This is a genomic window from Sciscionella sediminilitoris (genome assembly GCF_000737195.2).
In the GTDB taxonomy this organism is placed as follows: domain Bacteria; phylum Actinomycetota; class Actinomycetes; order Mycobacteriales; family Pseudonocardiaceae; genus Sciscionella; species Sciscionella sediminilitoris.
In genome coordinates this window covers 1-18,663 of the sequence record NZ_JALM01000029.1, presented here as the reverse complement: position 1 = coordinate 18,663, position 18,663 = coordinate 1, and the positions used below count along the sequence as shown (strand labels likewise).

General features: G+C 68.5%; 21 protein-coding genes. 8 read left to right on the top strand and 13 right to left on the bottom strand.

Features of this window, described 5'->3' with window-relative positions; all coding sequences use genetic code 11:
- Positions 1 to 9: 9 nt before the first annotated feature.
- Together AD72_RS14080 and AD72_RS14075 are read right to left on the bottom strand one after the other, a co-directional pair.
- Positions 10 to 789: an ESX secretion-associated protein EspG gene (locus AD72_RS14080; RefSeq protein WP_231644831.1), complete on the bottom strand. Its 780-nt coding sequence runs from the start codon at positions 787 to 789 to the stop codon at positions 10 to 12.
- A gap of 112 nt (positions 790 to 901) precedes the next feature.
- Complete coding sequence (locus tag AD72_RS14075; protein WP_425480767.1) at positions 902 to 2,689, bottom strand: acetyl/propionyl/methylcrotonyl-CoA carboxylase subunit alpha; 1,788 nt, start codon at positions 2,687 to 2,689, stop codon at positions 902 to 904.
- 130 nt (positions 2,690 to 2,819) lie between these two features.
- Here AD72_RS14075 and AD72_RS14070 point away from each other — a divergent pair, with 130 nt between their 5' ends.
- On the top strand, positions 2,820 to 3,518 hold the full coding sequence (locus tag AD72_RS14070) for a hypothetical protein (RefSeq protein WP_156365185.1): 699 nt from the start codon (positions 2,820 to 2,822) through the stop codon (positions 3,516 to 3,518).
- 35 nt (positions 3,519 to 3,553) lie between these two features.
- Here AD72_RS14070 and AD72_RS14065 read toward each other — a convergent pair whose 3' ends face one another.
- On the bottom strand, positions 3,554 to 4,870 hold the full coding sequence (locus AD72_RS14065) for a dicarboxylate/amino acid:cation symporter (RefSeq protein ID WP_031466944.1): 1,317 nt from the start codon (positions 4,868 to 4,870) through the stop codon (positions 3,554 to 3,556).
- An 85-nt stretch (positions 4,871 to 4,955) separates the two neighbouring features.
- Positions 4,956 to 5,564 carry a Maf family protein gene (locus tag AD72_RS14060; RefSeq protein WP_031466943.1) on the bottom strand — a complete coding sequence of 203 codons (609 nt, stop codon included), beginning with the start codon at positions 5,562 to 5,564 and terminating at the stop codon, positions 4,956 to 4,958.
- A gap of 105 nt (positions 5,565 to 5,669) precedes the next feature.
- Between AD72_RS14060 and AD72_RS14055 the strand changes: the two genes are divergently transcribed.
- Positions 5,670 to 6,080, top strand: a complete 411-nt coding sequence (locus AD72_RS14055; protein WP_031466942.1) for an XRE family transcriptional regulator — start codon at positions 5,670 to 5,672, stop codon at positions 6,078 to 6,080.
- Between the two features lie 7 nt (positions 6,081 to 6,087).
- Here the strand turns inward: AD72_RS14055 and AD72_RS14050 are convergent, their stop codons facing one another.
- The 8 genes from AD72_RS14050 to AD72_RS14015 form a co-directional block, all read right to left on the bottom strand.
- A complete protein-coding gene (locus AD72_RS14050; protein ID WP_197284968.1) occupies positions 6,088 to 6,558 on the bottom strand; it encodes a hypothetical protein in 471 nt (156 codons plus the stop codon).
- A 60-nt stretch (positions 6,559 to 6,618) separates the two neighbouring features.
- Entirely contained in the window at positions 6,619 to 8,094 is a 1,476-nt protein-coding gene (locus AD72_RS14045) for an ArnT family glycosyltransferase (RefSeq protein WP_037345807.1), read from the bottom strand.
- 10 nt (positions 8,095 to 8,104) lie between these two features.
- Positions 8,105 to 9,691, bottom strand: coding sequence for a DHA2 family efflux MFS transporter permease subunit (locus tag AD72_RS14040; protein ID WP_082468940.1), 1,587 nt, complete (start codon positions 9,689 to 9,691; stop codon positions 8,105 to 8,107).
- Positions 9,681 to 10,271 (bottom strand): PadR family transcriptional regulator, encoded by a 591-nt coding sequence (locus tag AD72_RS14035; protein WP_031466938.1) that lies wholly within the window; start codon positions 10,269 to 10,271, stop codon positions 9,681 to 9,683. The genes AD72_RS14040 and AD72_RS14035 overlap by 11 nt, the downstream gene beginning before the upstream one ends.
- An 81-nt stretch (positions 10,272 to 10,352) precedes the next feature.
- Positions 10,353 to 10,865, bottom strand: a complete 513-nt coding sequence (locus AD72_RS14030) for a DinB family protein (RefSeq protein WP_231644830.1) — start codon at positions 10,863 to 10,865, stop codon at positions 10,353 to 10,355.
- Positions 10,862 to 11,059, bottom strand: a complete 198-nt coding sequence (locus AD72_RS14025; protein WP_051898593.1) for an acyl-CoA carboxylase subunit epsilon — start codon at positions 11,057 to 11,059, stop codon at positions 10,862 to 10,864. Before AD72_RS14025 ends, AD72_RS14030 begins: the two co-directional genes overlap by 4 nt.
- Positions 11,060 to 11,102: 43 nt before the next feature.
- Entirely contained in the window at positions 11,103 to 12,743 is a 1,641-nt protein-coding gene (locus AD72_RS14020) for an acyl-CoA carboxylase subunit beta (RefSeq protein WP_031466935.1), read from the bottom strand.
- 94 nt (positions 12,744 to 12,837) lie between these two features.
- Positions 12,838 to 13,401 (bottom strand): TetR/AcrR family transcriptional regulator, encoded by a 564-nt coding sequence (locus tag AD72_RS14015; RefSeq protein ID WP_037345805.1) that lies wholly within the window; start codon positions 13,399 to 13,401, stop codon positions 12,838 to 12,840.
- 98 nt (positions 13,402 to 13,499) lie between these two features.
- Here AD72_RS14015 and AD72_RS14010 point away from each other — a divergent pair, with 98 nt between their 5' ends.
- Genes AD72_RS14010 through AD72_RS14000 form a run of 3 tightly spaced genes read left to right on the top strand, consistent with a single transcriptional unit; the run spans position 13,500 to position 15,131 of the window.
- Positions 13,500 to 13,934, top strand: a complete 435-nt coding sequence (locus AD72_RS14010) for a nuclear transport factor 2 family protein (protein ID WP_051898589.1) — start codon at positions 13,500 to 13,502, stop codon at positions 13,932 to 13,934.
- Complete coding sequence (locus tag AD72_RS14005) at positions 13,931 to 14,365, top strand: nuclear transport factor 2 family protein (RefSeq protein WP_051898588.1); 435 nt, start codon at positions 13,931 to 13,933, stop codon at positions 14,363 to 14,365. The genes AD72_RS14010 and AD72_RS14005 overlap by 4 nt, the downstream gene beginning before the upstream one ends.
- Positions 14,366 to 14,375: 10 nt before the next feature.
- Positions 14,376 to 15,131, top strand: coding sequence for a biotin--[acetyl-CoA-carboxylase] ligase (locus AD72_RS14000; RefSeq protein ID WP_031466933.1), 756 nt, complete (start codon positions 14,376 to 14,378; stop codon positions 15,129 to 15,131).
- 11 nt (positions 15,132 to 15,142) lie between these two features.
- Here the strand turns inward: AD72_RS14000 and tyrS are convergent, their stop codons facing one another.
- Positions 15,143 to 16,528, bottom strand: coding sequence for a tyrosine--tRNA ligase (gene tyrS, locus AD72_RS13995; protein ID WP_031466932.1), 1,386 nt, complete (start codon positions 16,526 to 16,528; stop codon positions 15,143 to 15,145).
- 33 nt (positions 16,529 to 16,561) lie between these two features.
- Here tyrS and AD72_RS13990 point away from each other — a divergent pair, with 33 nt between their 5' ends.
- The 3 genes from AD72_RS13990 to AD72_RS13980 form a co-directional block, all read left to right on the top strand.
- Positions 16,562 to 17,137: a PH domain-containing protein gene (locus tag AD72_RS13990; protein ID WP_231644829.1), complete on the top strand. Its 576-nt coding sequence runs from the start codon at positions 16,562 to 16,564 to the stop codon at positions 17,135 to 17,137.
- The gene (locus tag AD72_RS13985) at positions 17,134 to 18,063 is read left to right on the top strand and encodes a hydroxymethylglutaryl-CoA lyase (RefSeq protein ID WP_031466930.1); all 930 of its coding nucleotides are present in this window, start codon (positions 17,134 to 17,136) and stop codon (positions 18,061 to 18,063) included. The genes AD72_RS13990 and AD72_RS13985 overlap by 4 nt, the downstream gene beginning before the upstream one ends.
- The coding region (locus tag AD72_RS13980) for an adenosylcobinamide amidohydrolase (protein WP_037345803.1) at positions 18,047 to 18,663 on the top strand (617 nt) is incomplete at its 3' end. The genes AD72_RS13985 and AD72_RS13980, both read left to right, overlap by 17 nt.

Below are 18,663 nucleotides of genomic sequence, written 5' to 3'. Positions count from 1 at the left end.
AGCACCGCCTCAGGCCTCGGCGGCGCGGCGGCAGACCTCTTCGTACATGCTGGAAATGTGCTGGTGCATGCGCCGCCCGTCCACGGGGGCGATGGTGGACCAGTCCGCCCCGTTCGAAGGCCGCCTGACCTGCACATACCGGCCGGCCTCGGTGTCGAAGAAGCTGACCACGTGGTCGGTGCGGATCCGGTGTCCCCAGCGATCCCGGGCGGCGGCACCGAACTGACCCTGGCCGATGATGTCGCTGACCATCCGCTGCAGTGAGTCCACGTCCCGCTCGTGCACCCCGGCCGCGGTGAGCGCACCGGTGAACTGGCCCTTGCTCAGCGCGGTGAGCGCGGCGGCCTCGAAGTCGGCCGAGCGCAGGTTGACCGATTCCCCGGGGCCCGCGGGCAGTTCGGGCATCCCGGCAAGTGCCTCGCGGGGCAGCCCGGTCAGCGAGGCCTCGCGCAGCACGAGGTTGTTCTCGATGAGCGAGGCGTGCACCGCGTAGTCCTCGACGGCGGCGACGAGCACCCGCACGTGCTTGTCCAGCCAGAGCCGGGCGTCGATCTCCGAATCCGGCCGTTCGAGTACCCGCAGCATCCGGGCCAGCCGTGGATCCAGACCCACCGGCCGCCCGTAGCCCTTGTTCTCCAGCGAGGTCCACGCTGCCTGCACCAGCCGCTGACGTTCACCCTCGGTGCCACCGGGGGAGTCGACCCGCAGAACCACCGGCATGTCCTCGAGCCGCAGGTGTTCCCACAACACGTCGAACTCGAGCGCCGAGATCATCATCGGTTCAGCCACGTTGACTCCAAGCAGGTCGGCGAACAGTGTCATGTCCGTCCCCTCCGATTCGCGTTCACCGCAGAGTCTGACGCACTCGGACGCGCCGTGGTTGCGGGATAACCGGAAAAGGTCAGCCCTTGATCTCGCAGAGGACCGCGCCCTGGGTGACCGAATCGCCGCCGGAGATTCCGAGGGAGGTGATCACGCCTGATTTGTGCGCGTTCACCGGGTTCTCCATCTTCATGGCCTCGAGCACCACGAGCAGTTCGCCCGCCTCGACGGTCTGCCCGTCCTCCACGGCGATCTTGACGATGGTGCCCTGCATCGGCGCGGTGACCGCGTCACCGGAGGCCGCGGCCCCGCTCTTGCCGCCGGTGCGCTTGCGCGGCTTGGCTTTCGCGCCGTTGTCCGCCTCGCCGCCGACGGAGAAGCCCGCGGGCAGGGAGACCTCGAGGCGGCGCCCGCCGACCTCGACGACCACGTTCTGCCGCTCGCCCTGGTCCTCCTCGGCGGGTGCGCCGTCGGTGAACGGCTCGATCTTGTTGTCGAACTCGGTCTCGATCCAGCGGGTGTGCACGTCGAAGGACTGCTCGGCGACGAAGGCCGGATCGCGCACGATCACCCGGTGGAAGGGCAGCACGGTGGCCATGCCCTCGGCGACCATCTCGTCCAGGGCGCGCCGGGAGCGTTCGAGGGCCTGCTGCCGGTCCGCCCCGGTGACGATCAGCTTCGCGAGCAGGGAGTCGAACTGCCCGCCGATCACGCTGCCCGATTCGACGCCGGAGTCGGTGCGCACGCCCGGGCCGTCCGGGGCTACGAACCTGGTCACGGTGCCGGGGGCGGGCAGGAAGTTGCGGCCCGCGTCCTCACCGTTGATACGGAACTCGATCGAGTGGCCGCGCGGGGCGGGATCCTCGGTGAACCGGAGTTTCTCCCCGCGCGCGATCCGGAACATCTCCCGGACCAGGTCGATGCCCGAGGTCTCCTCGGTGACCGGGTGCTCCACCTGCAGCCGCGTGTTGACCTCGAGGAACGAGATGGTCCCGTCCAGCCCGACCAGGTACTCCACGGTGCCTGCCCCGGAGTAACCGGCCTCCTTGCAGATGGCCTTGGCGCTCTCGTGGATCCGGGCGCGCTGGTCCTCGGTGAGGTACGGGGCGGGGGCCTCCTCGACCAGTTTCTGGTGGCGGCGCTGCAGCGAGCAGTCCCGGGTGCCCGCCACGATCACGTTCCCGTGCCGGTCGGCGATGACCTGGGCTTCCACGTGGCGCGGCTTGTCCAGGTAGCGCTCCACGAAGCATTCGCCGCGCCCGAAGGCGGCGACCGCCTCGCGGGTGGCCGAGTCGAACAGCTCGGGGATCTCCTCGATGGTGCGGGCCACCTTGAGCCCGCGCCCGCCGCCACCGAAGGCGGCCTTGATCGCGACCGGCAGCCCGTGCTCCTTCGCGAACTCGACGATCTCGTTCGCGTCCTTGGCCGGTTCCTTGGTGCCGGGCACCAGCGGGGCACCGGCGCGCATGGCGATGTGCCGCGCGGTGACCTTGTCGCCGAGGTCGCGGATCGCCTGCGGGGAGGGGCCGATCCAGTTCAGGCCCGCGTCGATGACCGCCTGCGCGAAGTCGGCGTTCTCGGAGAGGAATCCGTAGCCGGGGTGCACGGCGTCCGCTCCGGAGCGGCTCACCACGTCGATCAGCTTCTCGATGACCAGGTACGACTCGGCCGCGGTCGCCCCGCCGAGCGCGAAGGCCTCGTCGGCGAGCCGCACGAACGGTGCGTCCCGGTCGGGCTCTGCGTAGACGGCGACCGAGCCGATTCCGGCGTCCTTGCAGGCGCGGATCACCCGGACGGCGATCTCGCCGCGGTTGGCGATGAGCACCTTGGACACGCTCGTGCTTAGCTGATCGGACAGATCCGGCACGCCTTTACCTCCGTTCGGTGGGGCAGCTCGCTCGTGGGCTTTGCCAGTGCACAATGAGTCTAGGCGAGTGTTCGGGCACGCTGAGCGAGAGCAACCTCACGTAGGTGAGTATGAGCGAGGAGCAGTGTAGGTGAGTGAACCACCCCGAGCCCGTGCTTCCATCTCCGTGCCGATCATCGCGGTACTCGCCGTGCTGGTCACCCTGGCAGCCCTGTTCGGTGCCTGGCAACTGCGGCTTCCCACTCAGCAGGACACCGCCTCCGCGGACTCCCCGGGTTCCGGGCGCAACGACAAGTGTGTTCGCACCGACTGCCCGGTGCTGACCTCGGTGGAAAGCGTGGACGGGGCCGTGCGGCTGCACGCGACCGCCGATGGCGAGCAGGGCGCGCTCGAGGTGCCCGGGGCGGAGAGTGCGTTGCGGATCACGGTGACCGATGTGGGCGCCCGGCTGGCGAAGGACTCGCTGTCCTGCGTGCCGGGGGACGGCACGGTCGGGGCGACCTGCCTGGTCGCCGGGGACTCGCCGCAGGGCCGGGTCGGCGAGGTGTTCGTGTACAAGCAGGCCAGCTGGGACCGGGTGGACCGGCCTTATGTGGCCTCGAGCGGGATCCTCCAGCTGCGGGCGACCGACGGGCGGAACGCGGTGATCGCCGTGCAGCGCGGGTGCCGTTCCGAGGACTGTCAGAGCAGCAGGGTGTACGCGCAGGTGTTCGCGGTCGGCGGGCGGGATCTTGGCTGCACCGAGACCTACGCCTCGAAGTACTCGCTGCCGAGCTGGCCCGAGGTGGCCCCGCGCGGATATCAGCTCCACCCCTGTACCGACAACTGAGCGGTCCCCGGTGCAGGGGACCGCTCAGCGGTGGTTCAGGCGCTGACCTCGTGCTTGCCGTCCTGCGGCTGCGGGGACGGCGCCTGCCCGGGGTTCTCCTCGATCAGCCCCTCGCCCCTGGCCACCAGTACCGGAACGGTGATCTGACCGGCCACGTTCGTCGCGGTGCGCATCATGTCCATGATCGGGTCGACACCGATCACGATCGCGAGCCCGGTGGCCACCACCGCGGGCGGCAGATCGGCGGCCCCGAGGGTCAGGGTCAGCATGGTGAACCAGCCGGTGGTGCCCGCGGTGGCCAGCGCGCCGAAGATCGCGACAACGGCGATGATCACGTACTGCCACACGGCCAGCTGCACGCCGAGGATGTTGGCGATGAAGATCGTCGCGATGGCCGGGTACACGGCCGCGCAGCCGTCCATCTTGGTGGTGCTGCCCAGCGGTACGGCGAACCCGGCGTAGCCCTGCTCGACCCCGAGGTCGACCGCGGCCTGGCGGGCCAGCGGAAGCGAGGCCGAGGAGGACCGGGAAACGAACGCGAACTGCAACGTGGTCCAGGTCTGGGCGAAGAACCGCCGCGGGCTGATCCTGCCGACGAATTTCAGCAGGATCGGGTACACCACGAACAGCACGATCGCGCAGCCCAGATAAACCGCGACGATGAGCGAGAGCAGTGGCTGCAGGAATTTGTTCCCATAGGTGGCGAACGCGTTCCCGATGAGACCGAGCACGCCGATCGGGGCGAGCAGAATGATCCAGCGCAGGATTTTCTGGATGATGTCGAAAACGGCCTGGTTCAGGTTGATGAACGGGGCCGCCTTCTCCTTGAGGGCGAAGCAGGCGATTCCCACGACGAGCGCGAGGAACACGACCTGGAGAATGTTTCCCTCGCTGAACGCGGAGAAGAAATTGTCCGGCACGATTCCGGAGAGCAGCGCGGTCCAGGAACCGTGTTCCTTTCCGGCGACCTTGCTCGTGCTCGCGGCGTCCGGGGCGATGTGCACGCCCGCTCCCGGGTGCCCGATCAGTCCGATCGCGAGCCCGATCACCACCGCGATCAGTGAGGTGATCGCGAACCACATGACCGTCTTGCCGCCCAGCCGGGCGGCGACCCGCGCCCCGCCGAGCTTCTGCAGGCTGGTGATCCCGACGACGATCGCGGTGAACACCAGCGGCACCACGGTGAACTGCAGGAGGCTGGTGAAAATGGTGCCGATCGTGTCGAGCGTGTCGGTCAGCCAGCTCGCCTCGGTCACCTTGGCGACGAAACCGAGCACGGCGCCGAGCACGAGCGCGGAAACGACGATCGTGCCGAACACCTTCGGCTTCGTGTAATTGCGCAGGACGGTCATGGTCCCGATTCTTCCGGTTCACCCTGCGCGGGGACCACGCCGTCTACATTCTGGACGTGCGGGAATAACCGGAACGCGCGGCTCGTTATCCCCAGAATCGCGTGACGCTGATGCCGAGTTCGCCGAGCAGACGGCGGGTCAACGGGAGACTGATACCGATCACGCTCGATGGCACTCCGTCCACGGATTCGATGAACCAGCCGCCATATCCGTCCAGGGTGAATCCCCCGGCAACATGCAATGGTTCACCGGTTGCGATATAAGCGTCGCGCTCCGCGTCGGTCGGTTTTCCGAAACGCACCGTTGTCGATTCCGTACCGACCGCGACCGAATTGTCGGCGAGCCGGATCACGCAATGCCCGGTGAGCAACCGGCCTTCGGTTCCCGCGAGTTCGGTCCAGCGGGCCGCGGCGATCTCCGGCTCGTGCGGTTTGCCCTGCAGCTGTCCGCCCGCGTGCAGCATGGAGTCACAGCCGACCACGACCGCGTCGGCGAACTCCGCGCGCACCGAGTCCGCGACCGCGGCCGCCTTCGCCCTGGCCAGCTCCGCGACCACCTCGGCGGGCCCGGCCTCGCCGAGCCGCGCGGTGATGGCGTCCTCGTCCACCCCGGACACCCGCACGATCGGATCGATACCGGCGGCACGCAGGACGCCGAGCCGCCCGGTCGAGGCGGAGGCGAGAATGAAACGCATGCGGTGACTCTAACGAGGGCGGTACCCGCCGATCCGGCACACCCTTGCCGCTGAGCATCGCCGGGCGTAGCATAAATGCCACACCATGTCGGAGGTGAGTCAGCTATGCACACGACGCGTTCCCAGTTCTGGGACGATCTCGTCGAGGACCTGCGCGACCCGGAACTCCTCCGTACCTACATCGTGGAGAGCGTCCGGATCGAGACCATCGACCGTCTCGTGAACGGTCTGGTCGACGCGCTTTCCGAGAGCGAGCTCAACAGGGCCGATGTAGCCAGGGCTATCCGTGAGGAGCCTTCCGTGGTGCGGCGGCTGCTGTCTCCCGGGTACCGGAACCCGACCATCGGCACCCTTGCCGAGGTCGCGGCCGCGCTGGGAATGCGAATCACGCTGGAGCCACTGGCGCCGGAGGAAGCGGCGAAAGTGACCGAGCCACTGCGGACGGGCGAGACGGACCAGCCCGAACAGCTGGCGGAGGACATCCTCGACAAGCGTGGCTACGCCGCCGCCGGATGAACGGCGATCACCCGAAGGATCGCGGGTTACGTTTCCGGTACTCGTCCCCCAAGGCGCGGACCGTGTCGTAGTCCCGTTCTCTCAGTTCGGTGCGGAAGGGCTTGTCGCGTCCATCGACGATGACGAGTAAGGGTTTGTCGACGCCGCGGGCCTCGTAATCCAACAGGCAGAAGAGGCGATAGTGGTGTCTTCCAGGTCCGTCGCAGCGGACCTCGAACCAACCGGTCATGGCACCGTGCATCGCTTCCCAGCGACCGCCACCGGCGAAGCGTTTAGGGGGCGCGGCAGCCACAGCCGCCAGCACCGCCTGCATCTTCACCCTGACCGTGCCGGGGCACACCCTGCGGAGGAATTCTCGCCCGGGCGTGCTCTCGTTCGGGTCGTCCTCGGGATGGCGTCTGAAGTACACGATCTCGTGCGCGTCATCCGAGGATGGCCCCGGCGACCTCGGTGACCGAGGGGGCTTCTTCGCCATCACAGCGGGCACGGTAGACGCAAGGGGTGACAGGATCGCGGTGCTGTGCCACCGGATCCGGAATCAGTAGCGGTGCAGCTGGTTCCACAGCTGCGGCCAGGGTGCGCGCTGTCCGGTGCACAGCCACACCCGAACCCCCTGATTGATATTGCTCGCCGGAGCCGCGAGCCGGGTCACCCCGACCTCGCGCACCCCGGTGAAGAACCGGGACAGGTATTCCCGGGTGGCCTCTTTGCCGACGTAGAGCACCGGGCCGGGCTTGCTCGGGCCGCCGTAGTACCAGTAGCCGCGCTCGACGCCGTGGATCCGGGGGAGCCGATCGTGCGCGTAGATCTCGAGCGCGGCGGTCTGCCAGTAGGTCTCGGCGAGTACCGAGGTCCGCGCCCGTTGCCCGGGCGGCAGCTGCCGGTAGGCGGTGGCCGTGGTCGCGGCGACCTCGGGCCAGCCGATGGTGCCGCTCACCGAGAACTGCAGCCCGCTGGACCAGGCGAGCGGTAGCACCGGGATGGTGAGCGGGATGGTGATCAGCGCGGAGAGCGCGGCGACCGGCCAGGTCGGCACCCACCGCCACCACGCGGCCGGGCGCACCCGTTCCACCCGGGCGGCGGAGGCGGCGAACACCAGCCCGTACACCCCGGCCACGTAGTAGTACCGCGAGGACATGACGGTGAACAGCACCACGAGCAGCACCACGGCCAGTCCGAGGAACCGGTAGTCGGCGTACCGCCGGTCGCGCAGCAGCTGCCAGGTTCCGTGACAGGCGAGGAACGCGCCGAGCAGCACCCCGGCGAACACGATCGCCATCACCGGGATCGAGAACCGTCCGCCGAACAGGGCGTCGTTCGCCGATTTCGCGGCCTTGGCCATGGCGAAGTACGGCCAGCCGTTGCGCACCTGCCAGATGATCGTGGGCACGGTGGCGGCGAGGGTGATCAGTGCGCCGAGCAGCAGCCCCGGCCTGCGCACCAGATCGCGCGGGCCGAGGATGAGCGCGCCGATGGCGACGGTGATCCAGAAGAACACGATCAGCCACTTGCCCTGCATGGCGACCGCGGTGACCAGGCCTGCGCCGAACAGCAGCCATTCGTTGCGCACCCGCACCCAGCGCACGAGCAGCAGGCAGATCAGCGTCCACAGGAAGGGGTCCACCGTGGAGGACGCGAGGATGTGCCCGGAGGCGAGCAGTTGCAGGGAGATCGCGTACGCGGTCCCGGCGAGCAGCTGGGCCCGCTTCCCGCCGCCGAACTCGCGGGCCAGCATCGCGGTGCACAGGATGCCCCCGACGTGCAGCAGCGCGGCGAGCACGTGCCCGGCCAGCGGTGAACCGGGAGTGATCGCGTCCATGGCGCGGGCGAGCAGCGGGAGCAGCCACGGATTGTCGGCGTAGCCCCAGGAGAGGTGATAGCGCCAGGAGGCGAGGAAGTACAGCTCGTCGCCGAAGTACCCGAAGCGCCAGCTGACCGCGAGCAGCAACACGCCCGCCGCCCCGGCTAGCAACAGCACGGGGCGGCGGGCGAAGGCGGGTGGTGCGGACTCCACCTGCCGAAGGTTAGGCGACGTCCGCGTGCTCGACACGTGGGGGAGCCGGAGCGGGGGAGACCGGCTTGCGTGCCCCGAAGAACAGGCACAGCACCGCGCCGAGTGCGAGCGCGCCGATCGGCAGCCACAGCGAGCTCGTCGCGGCGTTGGTGAACGCCGTGCCGAACACCTGTCCGCCGATCCCGCCCGCGGGGCCGCCGCCACTGGCCCCGGCGTCCGCGCCAGCCTGCGCGGCCTTGTCCATCCCGGCGATGAATCCGGCGCGCTCGCCCGCGGGGAGGGCCCCGGCCGCCTGCGTTGCGGCACTGTGCATCGAGGCGACCAGCCGCGCCTGCAGCAGCACCCCGACCGATGCCGTGCCGAGCACGGTGCCCACCTGGCGGAAGGCGTTGAACACCCCGGAGCCCGAACCGATCTGGTGCGGCGGGACCGTGCTGATCGACAGGTTGGTCAGCGGGGTGAACACGCAGCCGAGCCCGATACCGAGCACCACGATCCCCGGGATCAGCGCCCACGGCGAGGTCTGCGGGGCGGCGATGAGCGCCACGATCGCGTAGCCGGCGGCCATCATGGCGAAGCCGAAGGCCCCGATGTACTTCGCCGCGGGCCCGTCGGTGCGCTTGCCGATGAACGGAGCGATGATCCCGGACATGAGCGCCGAGGGGGCGAGCATCAGCCCGGCCTGCAAGGGAGTCAGCCCGAGCACCGCCTGCAGGTAGATCACCAGCGGCAGCATGGCGCCCGCGAGGCAGATGCCGAGCATGATCTGGGCGAGATTGCCGATCGCGAAATTACGGGACCGGAAAAGGCCGAGCGGGACGAGCGGTTCGCGTTTGTTGTAGTGCTGCCAGATCGCGAACACGATCAGCAGCACGACACCGGCCGCGATGATCTCGGTGATCGTGATTCCGGCGAAGACGGTTCCCCATTCGTACTGCTGGCCGTTCTGGATACCGAAGATGAGAAAGAACAGTCCCACTCCGGAGAGCGCGATCCCGGTCAGATCGAAGGAATGCTTGGTACCCGGGCGCCACGGCGGCACGAGCGCGAGCGTCATGATCACGCACACGACGCCGATGGGCAGGTTCACGAAGAAGATCCATTCCCAGCCGAGCGAGCCGACGAGCAGCCCGCCGAGCAGCGGGCCGGCGATGTTGCCGAGCCCGGCGACCGCGCCCCACACGCCCATCGCCGCGCCGCGTTTTCCCGGGGGGAACAGATGGGTGATGAACGACAGGGTCTGCGGGGTGATCAGCGCGGCACCGATGCCCTGCACGGCGCGCGCGGCGATCAGCATCTCCGGATTCCCGGACAGCCCGCACCACGCCGAGGCGAGGGTGAACACGATGATCCCGGCGAGGAAGATCCGCCTGCGCCCGTACCGGTCACCGAGGCGTCCGGAGGCGAGCAGCGGAACCGCCCAGCCGAGCACGTAGGCACTGGTCACCCAGGTCACCTCGTTGAGGCTGGCGTTGATCTCGCGCATCAGATCCGGGATCGCCACCATCACGATCGAGGTGTCGATCATGATCATGAAAAATCCGATGCACAGTGCCGCGAGCGCGGGCCACGGATTTCTCTCGCTCTCAGTTTTCATTGCTGTTTCCTAGTTTGGTCTCCGGCCAGGTCAGCCGTTCGGATTCGAGGTCGTCGAGCAGGTTTCTGGTCCATTCGCGCTCGGCCCGCCACATGTGGATGCGGTATTCGTGGTCGAGCAGGAACATTCGATGTGTTTTCCCCTCGGTGGTGTAGCGGTCCACCACGGACATACTCGCCAATTTGTTGTCCAGGTACATCAGGCGCATGTTCAGCGCGGCGCGGACCGCGTCCGGTTCCAGATCCGCGATCACGTCGACGGCGAGGGCGAACTGCGGGTACTCCTCCGCGGGCACGGCGAGCATGTCCAGGGTGCTGGAGGCGAACAGGTCCCTGCCCTTTCCGGTGACCGCGTACACGGTGCGTTCCGGGCGGTTGCCGTCCCTGCTCGTCTCCACGATCTCCAGCACCCCGTCCTCGGTGAGCCGTTCCACCGTGCGGTACAGCGCGCCCGCGGAGATCTTGAGCCGGAGCTCGGCCCCGCGCTCGCGCAGCAGTCGCCGCATCTCGTAGGGGTGCATGGGACGCTCGTGCACCAGTTCGAGCACGGCGATCGCCATGGGAGTCAACTTCGTGGACATGCGTAGAGCCCCAGATGGTTCAACAGGATTATTCCACCTGGAATATACGCTGGTTCCCGAGCGGAACTCAACCGGGATGTGTCAGGGCTCGCCCCGGACCCCGTCCAGCTGCTCGCGCAGGATGTCCGCGTGCCCCGCGTGCCGCGCGGTCTCCTCGATCATGTGCAGGTAGATCCAGCGCAGCGAGACCTGGCTGCCGAACCGCTCATCGGGGAACACGGCATCCAGCGAGTGCCGCGCGGCGTTCTCCTTGGAGCGCAGGCACTCCGTCCGGTAGGCCTCCAGCAGCCCGGGCACGGTCTCGTCCGGGGTCATCCGGAACCCCGCGTCGGGGTGGTCCTCCTGGGGCCACGGCCAGGGCCAGCGCTCCCGGGGGACGCGCGCGGTGTGCAGGCTGAACCACACCTGCTCCACCCAGGTGAGGTGTTTGACGAGGCCGCCGAGGGTGGTCGCGCTCGGCACCAGCGCACGGCGGGCCTGTTCCTCGGAGACCCCGGAGACCCGGGTGACGAGCTCGAGGCGCTGCTCATCGAGAAACGCCTCGAGACCGGTCCGCTCGTCCGGGGCGGTGTCGTCCAGCGCGGGGCCGATCACCGGGGCATGCCAGAGGCGCGCCAGGCACCCGGACCCGGATGCAGCGGCCTGCGCAGCAGCGCGGCGCGATCGGCCCAGCGGGAGCGGCGCTGCTTCGGCTCTCCCGTGGGTTTCGATCCCCCTGCGGCGGCGAGTACCGCGGTCAGGGCGGCGAGCTCGGCGTCGTCCGGGGTGCCCCGGACGACGCGCAGCATCGGCTTCTCGGGAATGGGGTTTTCCTCGGTCACAGTTCCTCCGTCACAGCGGGATGTTGCCGTGTTTCTTCGGCGGAAGGGACTCGCGCTTCTCGCGCAGCAGGCGAAGCGAGCGGGCCACGTAGGAACGCGTGTAGGAGGGCGGGATCACCGAGTCCACATACCCGCGCTCGGCCGCGATGTACGGGTTGAGCAGGGTGTCCTCGTATTCCTCGACCAGTTCCGCGCGCAGCGCCTCGACGTCCTCGCCGTTGTCCGCGGCGGTGGCGAGCCGCTTGCGGTGCACGATGTTCGCCGCGCCCTGTGCGCCCATGACCGCGATCTGCGCGGTGGGCCAGGCCAGGTTGATGTCCGCGCCGAGGTGCTTGGAGCCCATCACGTCGTAGGCCCCGCCGAAGGCCTTGCGGGTGATCACCGTGACCAGCGGGACGGTGGCCTCGGCGTAGGCGTAGATGAGCTTGGCGCCCCGGCGGATGATGCCGTCCCACTCCTGGTCGGTGCCGGGCAGGAAGCCGGGCACGTCCACGAAGGTCAGCACCGGAATGTTGAACGAGTCGCAGGTGCGCACGAACCGGGCGGCCTTCTCCGAGGCGTCGATGTCCAGGCAGCCCGCGTACTGGGTGGGCTGGTTGGCGACCACGCCGACCGCGTGCCCCTCGACGCGGCCGAAGCCGACCACCACGTTCGGCGCGAACAGCTCGTGCACCTCGAGGAACTCGTCCTCGTCGAGCACCCGCCGGATGACCTCGTGCATGTCGTAGGGCTGGTTCGCCGAATCCGGGATGAGCGTGTCGAGCTCGTTGTCCTCATCGGTGAGCGTCTCGGCGACCGGGCCGGTCTGCAGGTCCTCGGCTTCGAAGACCGGCGGATCGTCCAGGTTGTTCGAGGGCAGGAAGGAGAGCAGTTCCTTGACGTAGTTGATCGCGTCGTCGTCGTCCGAGGCCAGGTAGTGCGCGTTTCCGGACTTGGTGTTGTGCGTGCGGGCGCCGCCCAGCTCCTCGAAGCTGACCTCCTCGCCGGTGACGGTCTTGACCACGTCCGGGCCGGTGATGAACATGTGCGAGGTCTTGTCCACCATCACCACGAAATCGGTGAGGGCGGGGGAGTAGACGTGCCCGCCCGCGTTGGCCCCCATGATCAGCGAGATCTGCGGGATCACCCCGGAGGCGTGCGTGTTGCGGCGGAAGATCTCCCCGTAGAGGCCGAGCGAGACCACGCCCTCCTGGATGCGGGCGCCGCCACCCTCGTTGATGCCGATGATCGGGCTACCGGTCTTGATCGCCAGGTCCATGATCTTGACGATCTTCTCGCCGTACACCTCGCCGAGTGCGCCGCCGAACACGGCCACATCCTGGGAGAACACGCACACCGCGCGCCCGTCGACCGTGCCGGTCCCGGTGACCACGCCGTCCCCGTACGGGCGGTTTTTCTCCAGGCCGAAGTTCGTGGAGCGGTGCCTGGCGAGTTCGTCGATCTCCACGAAGGAACCCGGATCGAGCAGTTCCTCGATACGCTCCCGCGCGGTCTTCTTGCCCTTCGCGTGCTGGCGTTCGATGGCGCGGTCGGAACCGGCGTGTACCGCCTCGTTGTCGCGGCGGTACAGCTCGGCGAGCTTGCCCGCGGTGGTGTGGATATCGGGCTCGTCGTCCGGCACGGGGCCGATCGGCTCGGTAGCGCTGCTCATGCCCGCATTACTCCTTGTCAGGCGTCCGGGTTTTCGTGCTGGCGGGCATGCGAAACGATGATTCGCCTCAGCTGCTCGCTCATGAGCAGCCACTCTAACTAGCGCTCGGGCGTGGTCGAGTGCCGCATTCGTCACACCGCAGTCCGTCGATGATCACTTCGAGTCCGCGTTTGCCGAACTGTTCGGCCGCCTTCGCCGCGCCGACGAGCAGGGCGAGCACGTCGGTGCCGTCCACATCCGGGCGTAGCGCCCCTGCCTGTTGGGCCCGTGTCACCAGCTCGTCCATGGCCTGCCGGAACTGCTCCTTCGCCGGCCTGCTCTCCCCGTCGACCTCGATCCCGGCATCCGCGAGCGCATCGGTGAGCGCCTTCTTGCGCTGTGCGCTGTCCAGGAAGCGACGGCAGAACGCGAAGAACTCATCGCCGGGATCCGCCGCGCGGGTGAGGGACTCCACCTCCTCGGTGAACTTCCGCAGATGCTCGGCGAACACCGCGCGCAGCAGTTCCTCCTTGGTGGGGAAGTGGCGGAACACGGTGCCGATGCCGACCCCGGCGGCCCTGGCGATCGCCTCGGTCGAGGCGCCCGCCCCGTGTTCGGCGAACACCTCCTCGGCCACCTCGAGCAGCCGCTGCCGGTTTCTTCGCGCGTCCGCGCGCATGCTGACACCTCCATTGACAACCGGAGTTGTAACTCCGTATCGGTCTTGAACCGGAGTTGATACTCCGATAATACCGTTACCGAACTCACGGAGACCTTATGTCCAACACACCGACCGCCGGTCAGGTACTGCGGAACTGTGTCGAACTGCTGGAACGGGGACAGTTCACCGAGGCGATCGAGCGCTACTACGCGGACGACGTGGTCGTCGAGCACGCCTTCGGGGTTGCCGAGCCCTCCAGATGGGAGGGCAAGCGGGCGCTGCTCGAGCACCTCGCGAGCGCCGGTCCGAGCACCGCGCGGGAATTTCACGTGCGCAACGTGGTGCTGCACGAGGGCGCCGACCCGGAGGTGGCCATCGTGGAGTGGGACACCGAGGGCGTCTCCGCGGTGGGCAAGCCGTTCAAGGCGGCGAATCTGCTCGTGGCGCGGGTGCGCGAGGGCAGGATCGTGCACTCCCGTGACTATCACGACCACCTGCGGCTGGCCGCGGCCAACGACGCGCTGCCGGGCCTCGTGGAAGCGCTGTCATGACGGCCCCGGCCAGGACTCCGCGCGAGGTGATCGAGCGGTTGATCGACGGAATCTGTCACGGTGAGCTCGCCGAGCTGCCCGATCTCTACGCCGGGGACGCGGTGGTGGAACACGTTTTCGGGGTGACCGAACCATCCCGCTGGGAGGGCGCAGCCCAGGTTCGCGAACACCTCGACTCCGCGGGTACGAGCGGGCTCCGGATGACCGCGCACGATCTGGTCGTGCACGAGACCACCGATCCCGAGGTGGTCGTCGCGGAATGGGTGTACGAGGGCACGACGGGCGTGGGCACCGAATTCCGTGCGGCGAACCTCATCGTGGCACGGGTGCGCGCGGGCAGGATCGTGTCCTCGCGGGACTATCACGACCACGCGCGCATGGCGGCGGCGATGGGGCGACTGCCGGAACTGGCCGGGGCACTGGGCGGATAGTCTCGAGTGCATGCTGAGCGATCGCCTCGTCCCGCCGTACTCCGCACTGACCGTGGTGGAAAGCACCGGCTCCACCAACGCCGATCTGAGCGCGGCGGCAGCGGAAGGGGCGGGCGATCGGACGGTGCTGATCGCCAGGGCGCAGACCGCGGGCCGTGGGCGCCGCGACCGGTCCTGGGTCTCGCCGGGCGGCGGGCTCTACTGCAGCGTGCTGCTGCGTCCGGACGAGGTGCCGAGGGAACGGCTGGGCACGCTCACCGTGGTCGCCGGGATCGCGCTCGTGCGTGCCTGCGCGGACCTCGGTGTGACCGCGCATCTGAAGTGGCCCAACGATCTGCTGCACGGTGAGGCGAAACTGTGCGGGGTGCTCGCCGAAGCCTCGGGTGATGCGGTCGTGCTCGGCATGGGGCTCAACATCGCCGCGCTGCCGCCGGAGATCCCCAGTGGGGCGGGCGGCCTGCGGCACACCTCGCTCGAGGACGCGGGTGCCGAGAGCACCGACCACGAGGAGGTCACCGTCCGGCTGCTCACCGAACTCGACACGGTGGAACGGGCCTGGCGCGAGGCGGGCGGCGACCTCGCGGCGTGCGGGCTCCTCGAGGAATACCGGCGGTGCTGTCACACCATCGGCAAACGGGTGCGTGTCGAGCGGGCGACCGACACCATCGAAGCGACCGCCGTGGATGTGGACGCCACCGGGCAGCTGGTGCTCGACGACGGGCGCGCCGTTTCCGCCGGGGATGTGGTGCACCTGCGCTGGCGCTGAGGACGGGAACCCTAATTCAGCGTGGCGAGTTTGCGGCCTGCCTTGAGGTAGTGCTTCCCGGCGCCGAGCCGTGCGGTGCGCAGGCTCTCGAGCGGTTCCCGGATGTCGTCGGCGGAGAGCGTGACCTGGTGCTGTTCCCCGCCGTCGGCCTCGGCGACCAGGCGCAGCCCGTTCTGCTGGGCGAGCCGCCGCACCTCGCCGTTGCTCTTGGCGAAGCCCAGTTCGCGCAGCGCCTCGGCCACCGTGACCCCGAGGTCGGCCACCGCGGGCAGGTCACCGGCCTCGGCGAAGCTCTGCTTGGAGAACCGGGCGACGAACTCCTCCCGTGCGGTCATCGCCGCGTCCACCCCGTGGATGGCCGCGGTGACCTCACCGGCGAGTACCTTCTTGAGGTCCATCGGGTGCAGGGTGCCCGCGGCGAGCCGTTCCTCGACGAGGGCGAGTTCGCTGTCCTGCCATTCGGACAGTGCCCGGAAGTAGGGCGCCACGAGCCGGTCCGGGATGGACATGAGCTTGCCGAAGACCTCACCGGCGGGCGCGGTCAGCGGTACGTAGTTGCCCTTGGACTTGGACATCTTCGCCCCGGTGCCGTCGGTGCCCTCGATCAGCGAGGTCGCCGCGACGACCTCCGGCGCCTGCCCGCAGATCTCCATCACCTTGCGGCCCATCTGCATGTTCAGGAACTGGTCGATCCCGCCGAGCTCCACATCGGCATGGATCTCCACCGAGTCCAGCGCCATCACCACGGAGTACAGCAGTTCGGAAAGGGACAGTCCGTGCCCGGCGTCGAGCCGAGTGCGGAAGTCCTCGCGCTGCAGGGACATGGATACCGGGATCTGCGAAGTGATCTCGATGATCCTGGGCAAGGTGATCTGGCGCAGCCAATCCCCGTTGCGGCGTAGTTTGGCGCGTTCGAAATCGAAGAACGGGCTGACCTGCTCGCGGTAGGTGGCCAGGTTGCGTTCGATGTCCGCTTCGGTCAGCGTCGGTCGCTCGTCGGAGCGCCCGGACGGGTCGCCGATGGTGGCGGTCATGTCGCCGACGATCAGCACGGCGTCGTGGCCCATCCGCTCGAACCGGCCGAGCATGATCATCGGCACCGCGTGGCCCAGATGCACCTCGGCACCGGTGGGGTCGATACCCAGTTTTGCCACGAACGGGCGCTCTTCCTTGGCCGCCTTCGCGATCCGCTCGGCCAGCGCCTCGGTGGAAGGGTGCAGCTGCTGGGTCCGAGCGCCGATCAGCTCGGCCTGTTCGGCGGGGGAGAGGTCGGAGAGGTCGATACCGCGCCGATAGGTCGTCTCGGCCAGCAGCTCGCGCACACTCGCCTCGGTGGCGAGGTCGGCATCGCGCAGCAGCGCGCGGGCGCGGTCGACGGACTGACTCAATCGGCTCATGGTGAACTCCAACGCTGAAACACTCCACGAAACATGGGTATCCACTCCACTTTAGCGAGCCTCGGTACCCTGGTCGCCGTGGCGTATCCGGAGAACCTGCTCACCACCGGCGAGCAGATCGTGCTGCACAAGCACCCGCACTGGAAGATGCTGGTCGTCCCGGTGCTGGTGTTCCTCATCGTGGTCGGCGCGTTCAGCTACCTCGCGGCCCTGGCTGCGGGCCTTTCCTGGCATCAGTACGCCTGGATCGGGCTGGCCGTGGTCGGGGTGGTGCTGATCCTGTGGCTCACCGTGGGGCCGCTGCTTCGCTGGCGCACCACGCACTTCATCGTCACCACCGACCGGGTGATGTCGCGCTGGGGCGTGATCAAGCGGACCGGCCTGGACATTCCGCTGAGCCGGATCAACTCGGTGCAGTTCCGGCACGGCATCATCGACCGGTTGTTCCGCTGCGGCACCCTGGTCATCGAATCCGCCTCCGAGGAACCGCTCGAGTTCGACGATATTCCCGAGGTCGAGCGGGTGCACATGGTGCTGTACCGGGAAATCAACGACAATCCCGAGGACGATTTCGCCCGCGAGGAATACCGGGAAGGCGACTGGCGATGAGCGCACTCGAACTCGGCCTGCCGATGAAGGTGGCCGACGGGGAACTGCCGGAGCGGGTGACGATCTGGGAGGTCGGCCCGCGCGACGGCCTGCAGAACGAGAAGAACATCGTCGATCTCGCGGTGAAACTCGAATTCCTGGACCGCCTCGCCACGGCGGGACTGACCGTGCTCGAGGCGACGAGCATGGTCTCGCCGAAATGGGTTCCCCAGCTCGCCGATGCCGAGGAACTGCTCGCCCGTCTGGAACAGCGCGCCGGGGTGCGTTATCCGGTGCTGGTGCCGAACGAACGCGGGCTCGCCAGGGCGCTCGAATCCGGGGTGACCGATATCGCCGTGTTCGCCAGCGCCACCGAGACCTTCGCCGCGCGGAACCTGAACAACACCGTGGACGGACAGTTCGCGATGTTCGAACCCGTTGTGCGGCAAGCACTTCAGGCCGGGATGCGGGTGCGCGGATACGTCTCGATGTGCTGGGGCGATCCGTGGGAGGGAGCGGTGGATCCGGCCGCGGTCGGCGCGGTCGGGCGGCGACTGCTGGATCTGGGCTGCGCGCAGGTCTCGCTCGGTGACACCATCGGCGTGGCCACACCGGCTCATGTCGCCGCCGTACTCGCCGAGTTCCCCAGCCTGGAGAACATCGCCGTGCACTTCCACGACACCTACGGCCAGGCGCTGTCGAACACCCTCGCCGCGCTGCGTCTCGGGGTGACCTGTGTGGACTCCTCGGCGGGTGGTCTCGGCGGCTGCCCCTACGCGAAATCGGCGACCGGCAATCTCGCCACCGAGGATCTGGTGTGGATGCTCGACGGGCTGGGTATCGAACACGGGGTGGACCTCGGTGCCCTCGCGCAGACGAGCGCCTGGCTCGCCGGTGAGCTCGGCAGGCAGAGCCCATCCCGGGTGGTCCGTGCACTCACCGGCTGAACCCGCGGCGACCGAACCCGAACTCGTTGTCGCACAAGGATTTCCCGCGCTCGTCTGGAGGTTCGCCGAACCCGTGCGGCTGATCTCCTCCGGCCCTTTCGGCGGTGGGCTCGGGGACCGTGACTGGGTGCTGAACGCCTCGGTGCGCGCCTACTACGACGGTGATCCGGTCGGCTATCTGCGCACGCTCGCCGGGGAACTCGGCTGCGCGGGCCGCGGTGCCGCGCTGATGACCGCGGTCGACGTCACCGAGGCGGTCACCGTGACCGAGGGGCCGGTGCGGGTCACCGTGACCACCGGGGTCGGGCAGCCCACCTATGCCGCGGAGTTCGGCAGCACCGCGGTCACCGAGGAACGGGCCGGCACGATCAACATTCTCGGTTCGCTCGGGGTACAGGTCTCGGATGCGGGCATGATCAACGCCGTGGCCACCGCGACCGAGGCGAAAACCCAGGCACTGGCCGACGCCGGGGTCCCGGGCACCGGAACCTGCACCGACGCGGTCGCGCTATGGTGCGGCCGGGAAGGCCCGGAGCAGGCCTACGGCGGCCCGCGTTCGGCGATCGGCGCCCCGCTGGCGCGTGCGGTGTACCGCGCGAT

Coding starts and splice junctions, on each gene's coding strand:
- AD72_RS14065 (WP_031466944.1), bottom strand. CDS start 4,870: ATGACCGTCCTGCGCAATTACACGAAGCCGAAGGTGTTCGGCACGATC.
- AD72_RS14060 (WP_031466943.1), bottom strand. CDS start 5,564: ATGCGTTTCATTCTCGCCTCCGCCTCGACCGGGCGGCTCGGCGTCCTG.
- AD72_RS14055 (WP_031466942.1), top strand. CDS start 5,670: ATGCACACGACGCGTTCCCAGTTCTGGGACGATCTCGTCGAGGACCTG.
- AD72_RS14040 (WP_082468940.1), bottom strand. CDS start 9,691: ATGAAAACTGAGAGCGAGAGAAATCCGTGGCCCGCGCTCGCGGCACTG.
- AD72_RS14035 (WP_031466938.1), bottom strand. CDS start 10,271: ATGTCCACGAAGTTGACTCCCATGGCGATCGCCGTGCTCGAACTGGTG.
- AD72_RS14025 (WP_051898593.1), bottom strand. CDS start 11,059: ATGCTGCGCGTCGTCCGGGGCACCCCGGACGACGCCGAGCTCGCCGCC.
- AD72_RS14020 (WP_031466935.1), bottom strand. CDS start 12,743: ATGAGCAGCGCTACCGAGCCGATCGGCCCCGTGCCGGACGACGAGCCC.
- AD72_RS14015 (WP_037345805.1), bottom strand. CDS start 13,401: ATGCGCGCGGACGCGCGAAGAAACCGGCAGCGGCTGCTCGAGGTGGCC.
- AD72_RS14010 (WP_051898589.1), top strand. CDS start 13,500: ATGTCCAACACACCGACCGCCGGTCAGGTACTGCGGAACTGTGTCGAA.
- AD72_RS14005 (WP_051898588.1), top strand. CDS start 13,931: ATGACGGCCCCGGCCAGGACTCCGCGCGAGGTGATCGAGCGGTTGATC.
- AD72_RS14000 (WP_031466933.1), top strand. CDS start 14,376: ATGCTGAGCGATCGCCTCGTCCCGCCGTACTCCGCACTGACCGTGGTG.
- tyrS (WP_031466932.1), bottom strand. CDS start 16,528: ATGAGCCGATTGAGTCAGTCCGTCGACCGCGCCCGCGCGCTGCTGCGC.
- AD72_RS13990 (WP_231644829.1), top strand. CDS start 16,562: ATGGGTATCCACTCCACTTTAGCGAGCCTCGGTACCCTGGTCGCCGTG.
- AD72_RS13985 (WP_031466930.1), top strand. CDS start 17,134: ATGAGCGCACTCGAACTCGGCCTGCCGATGAAGGTGGCCGACGGGGAA.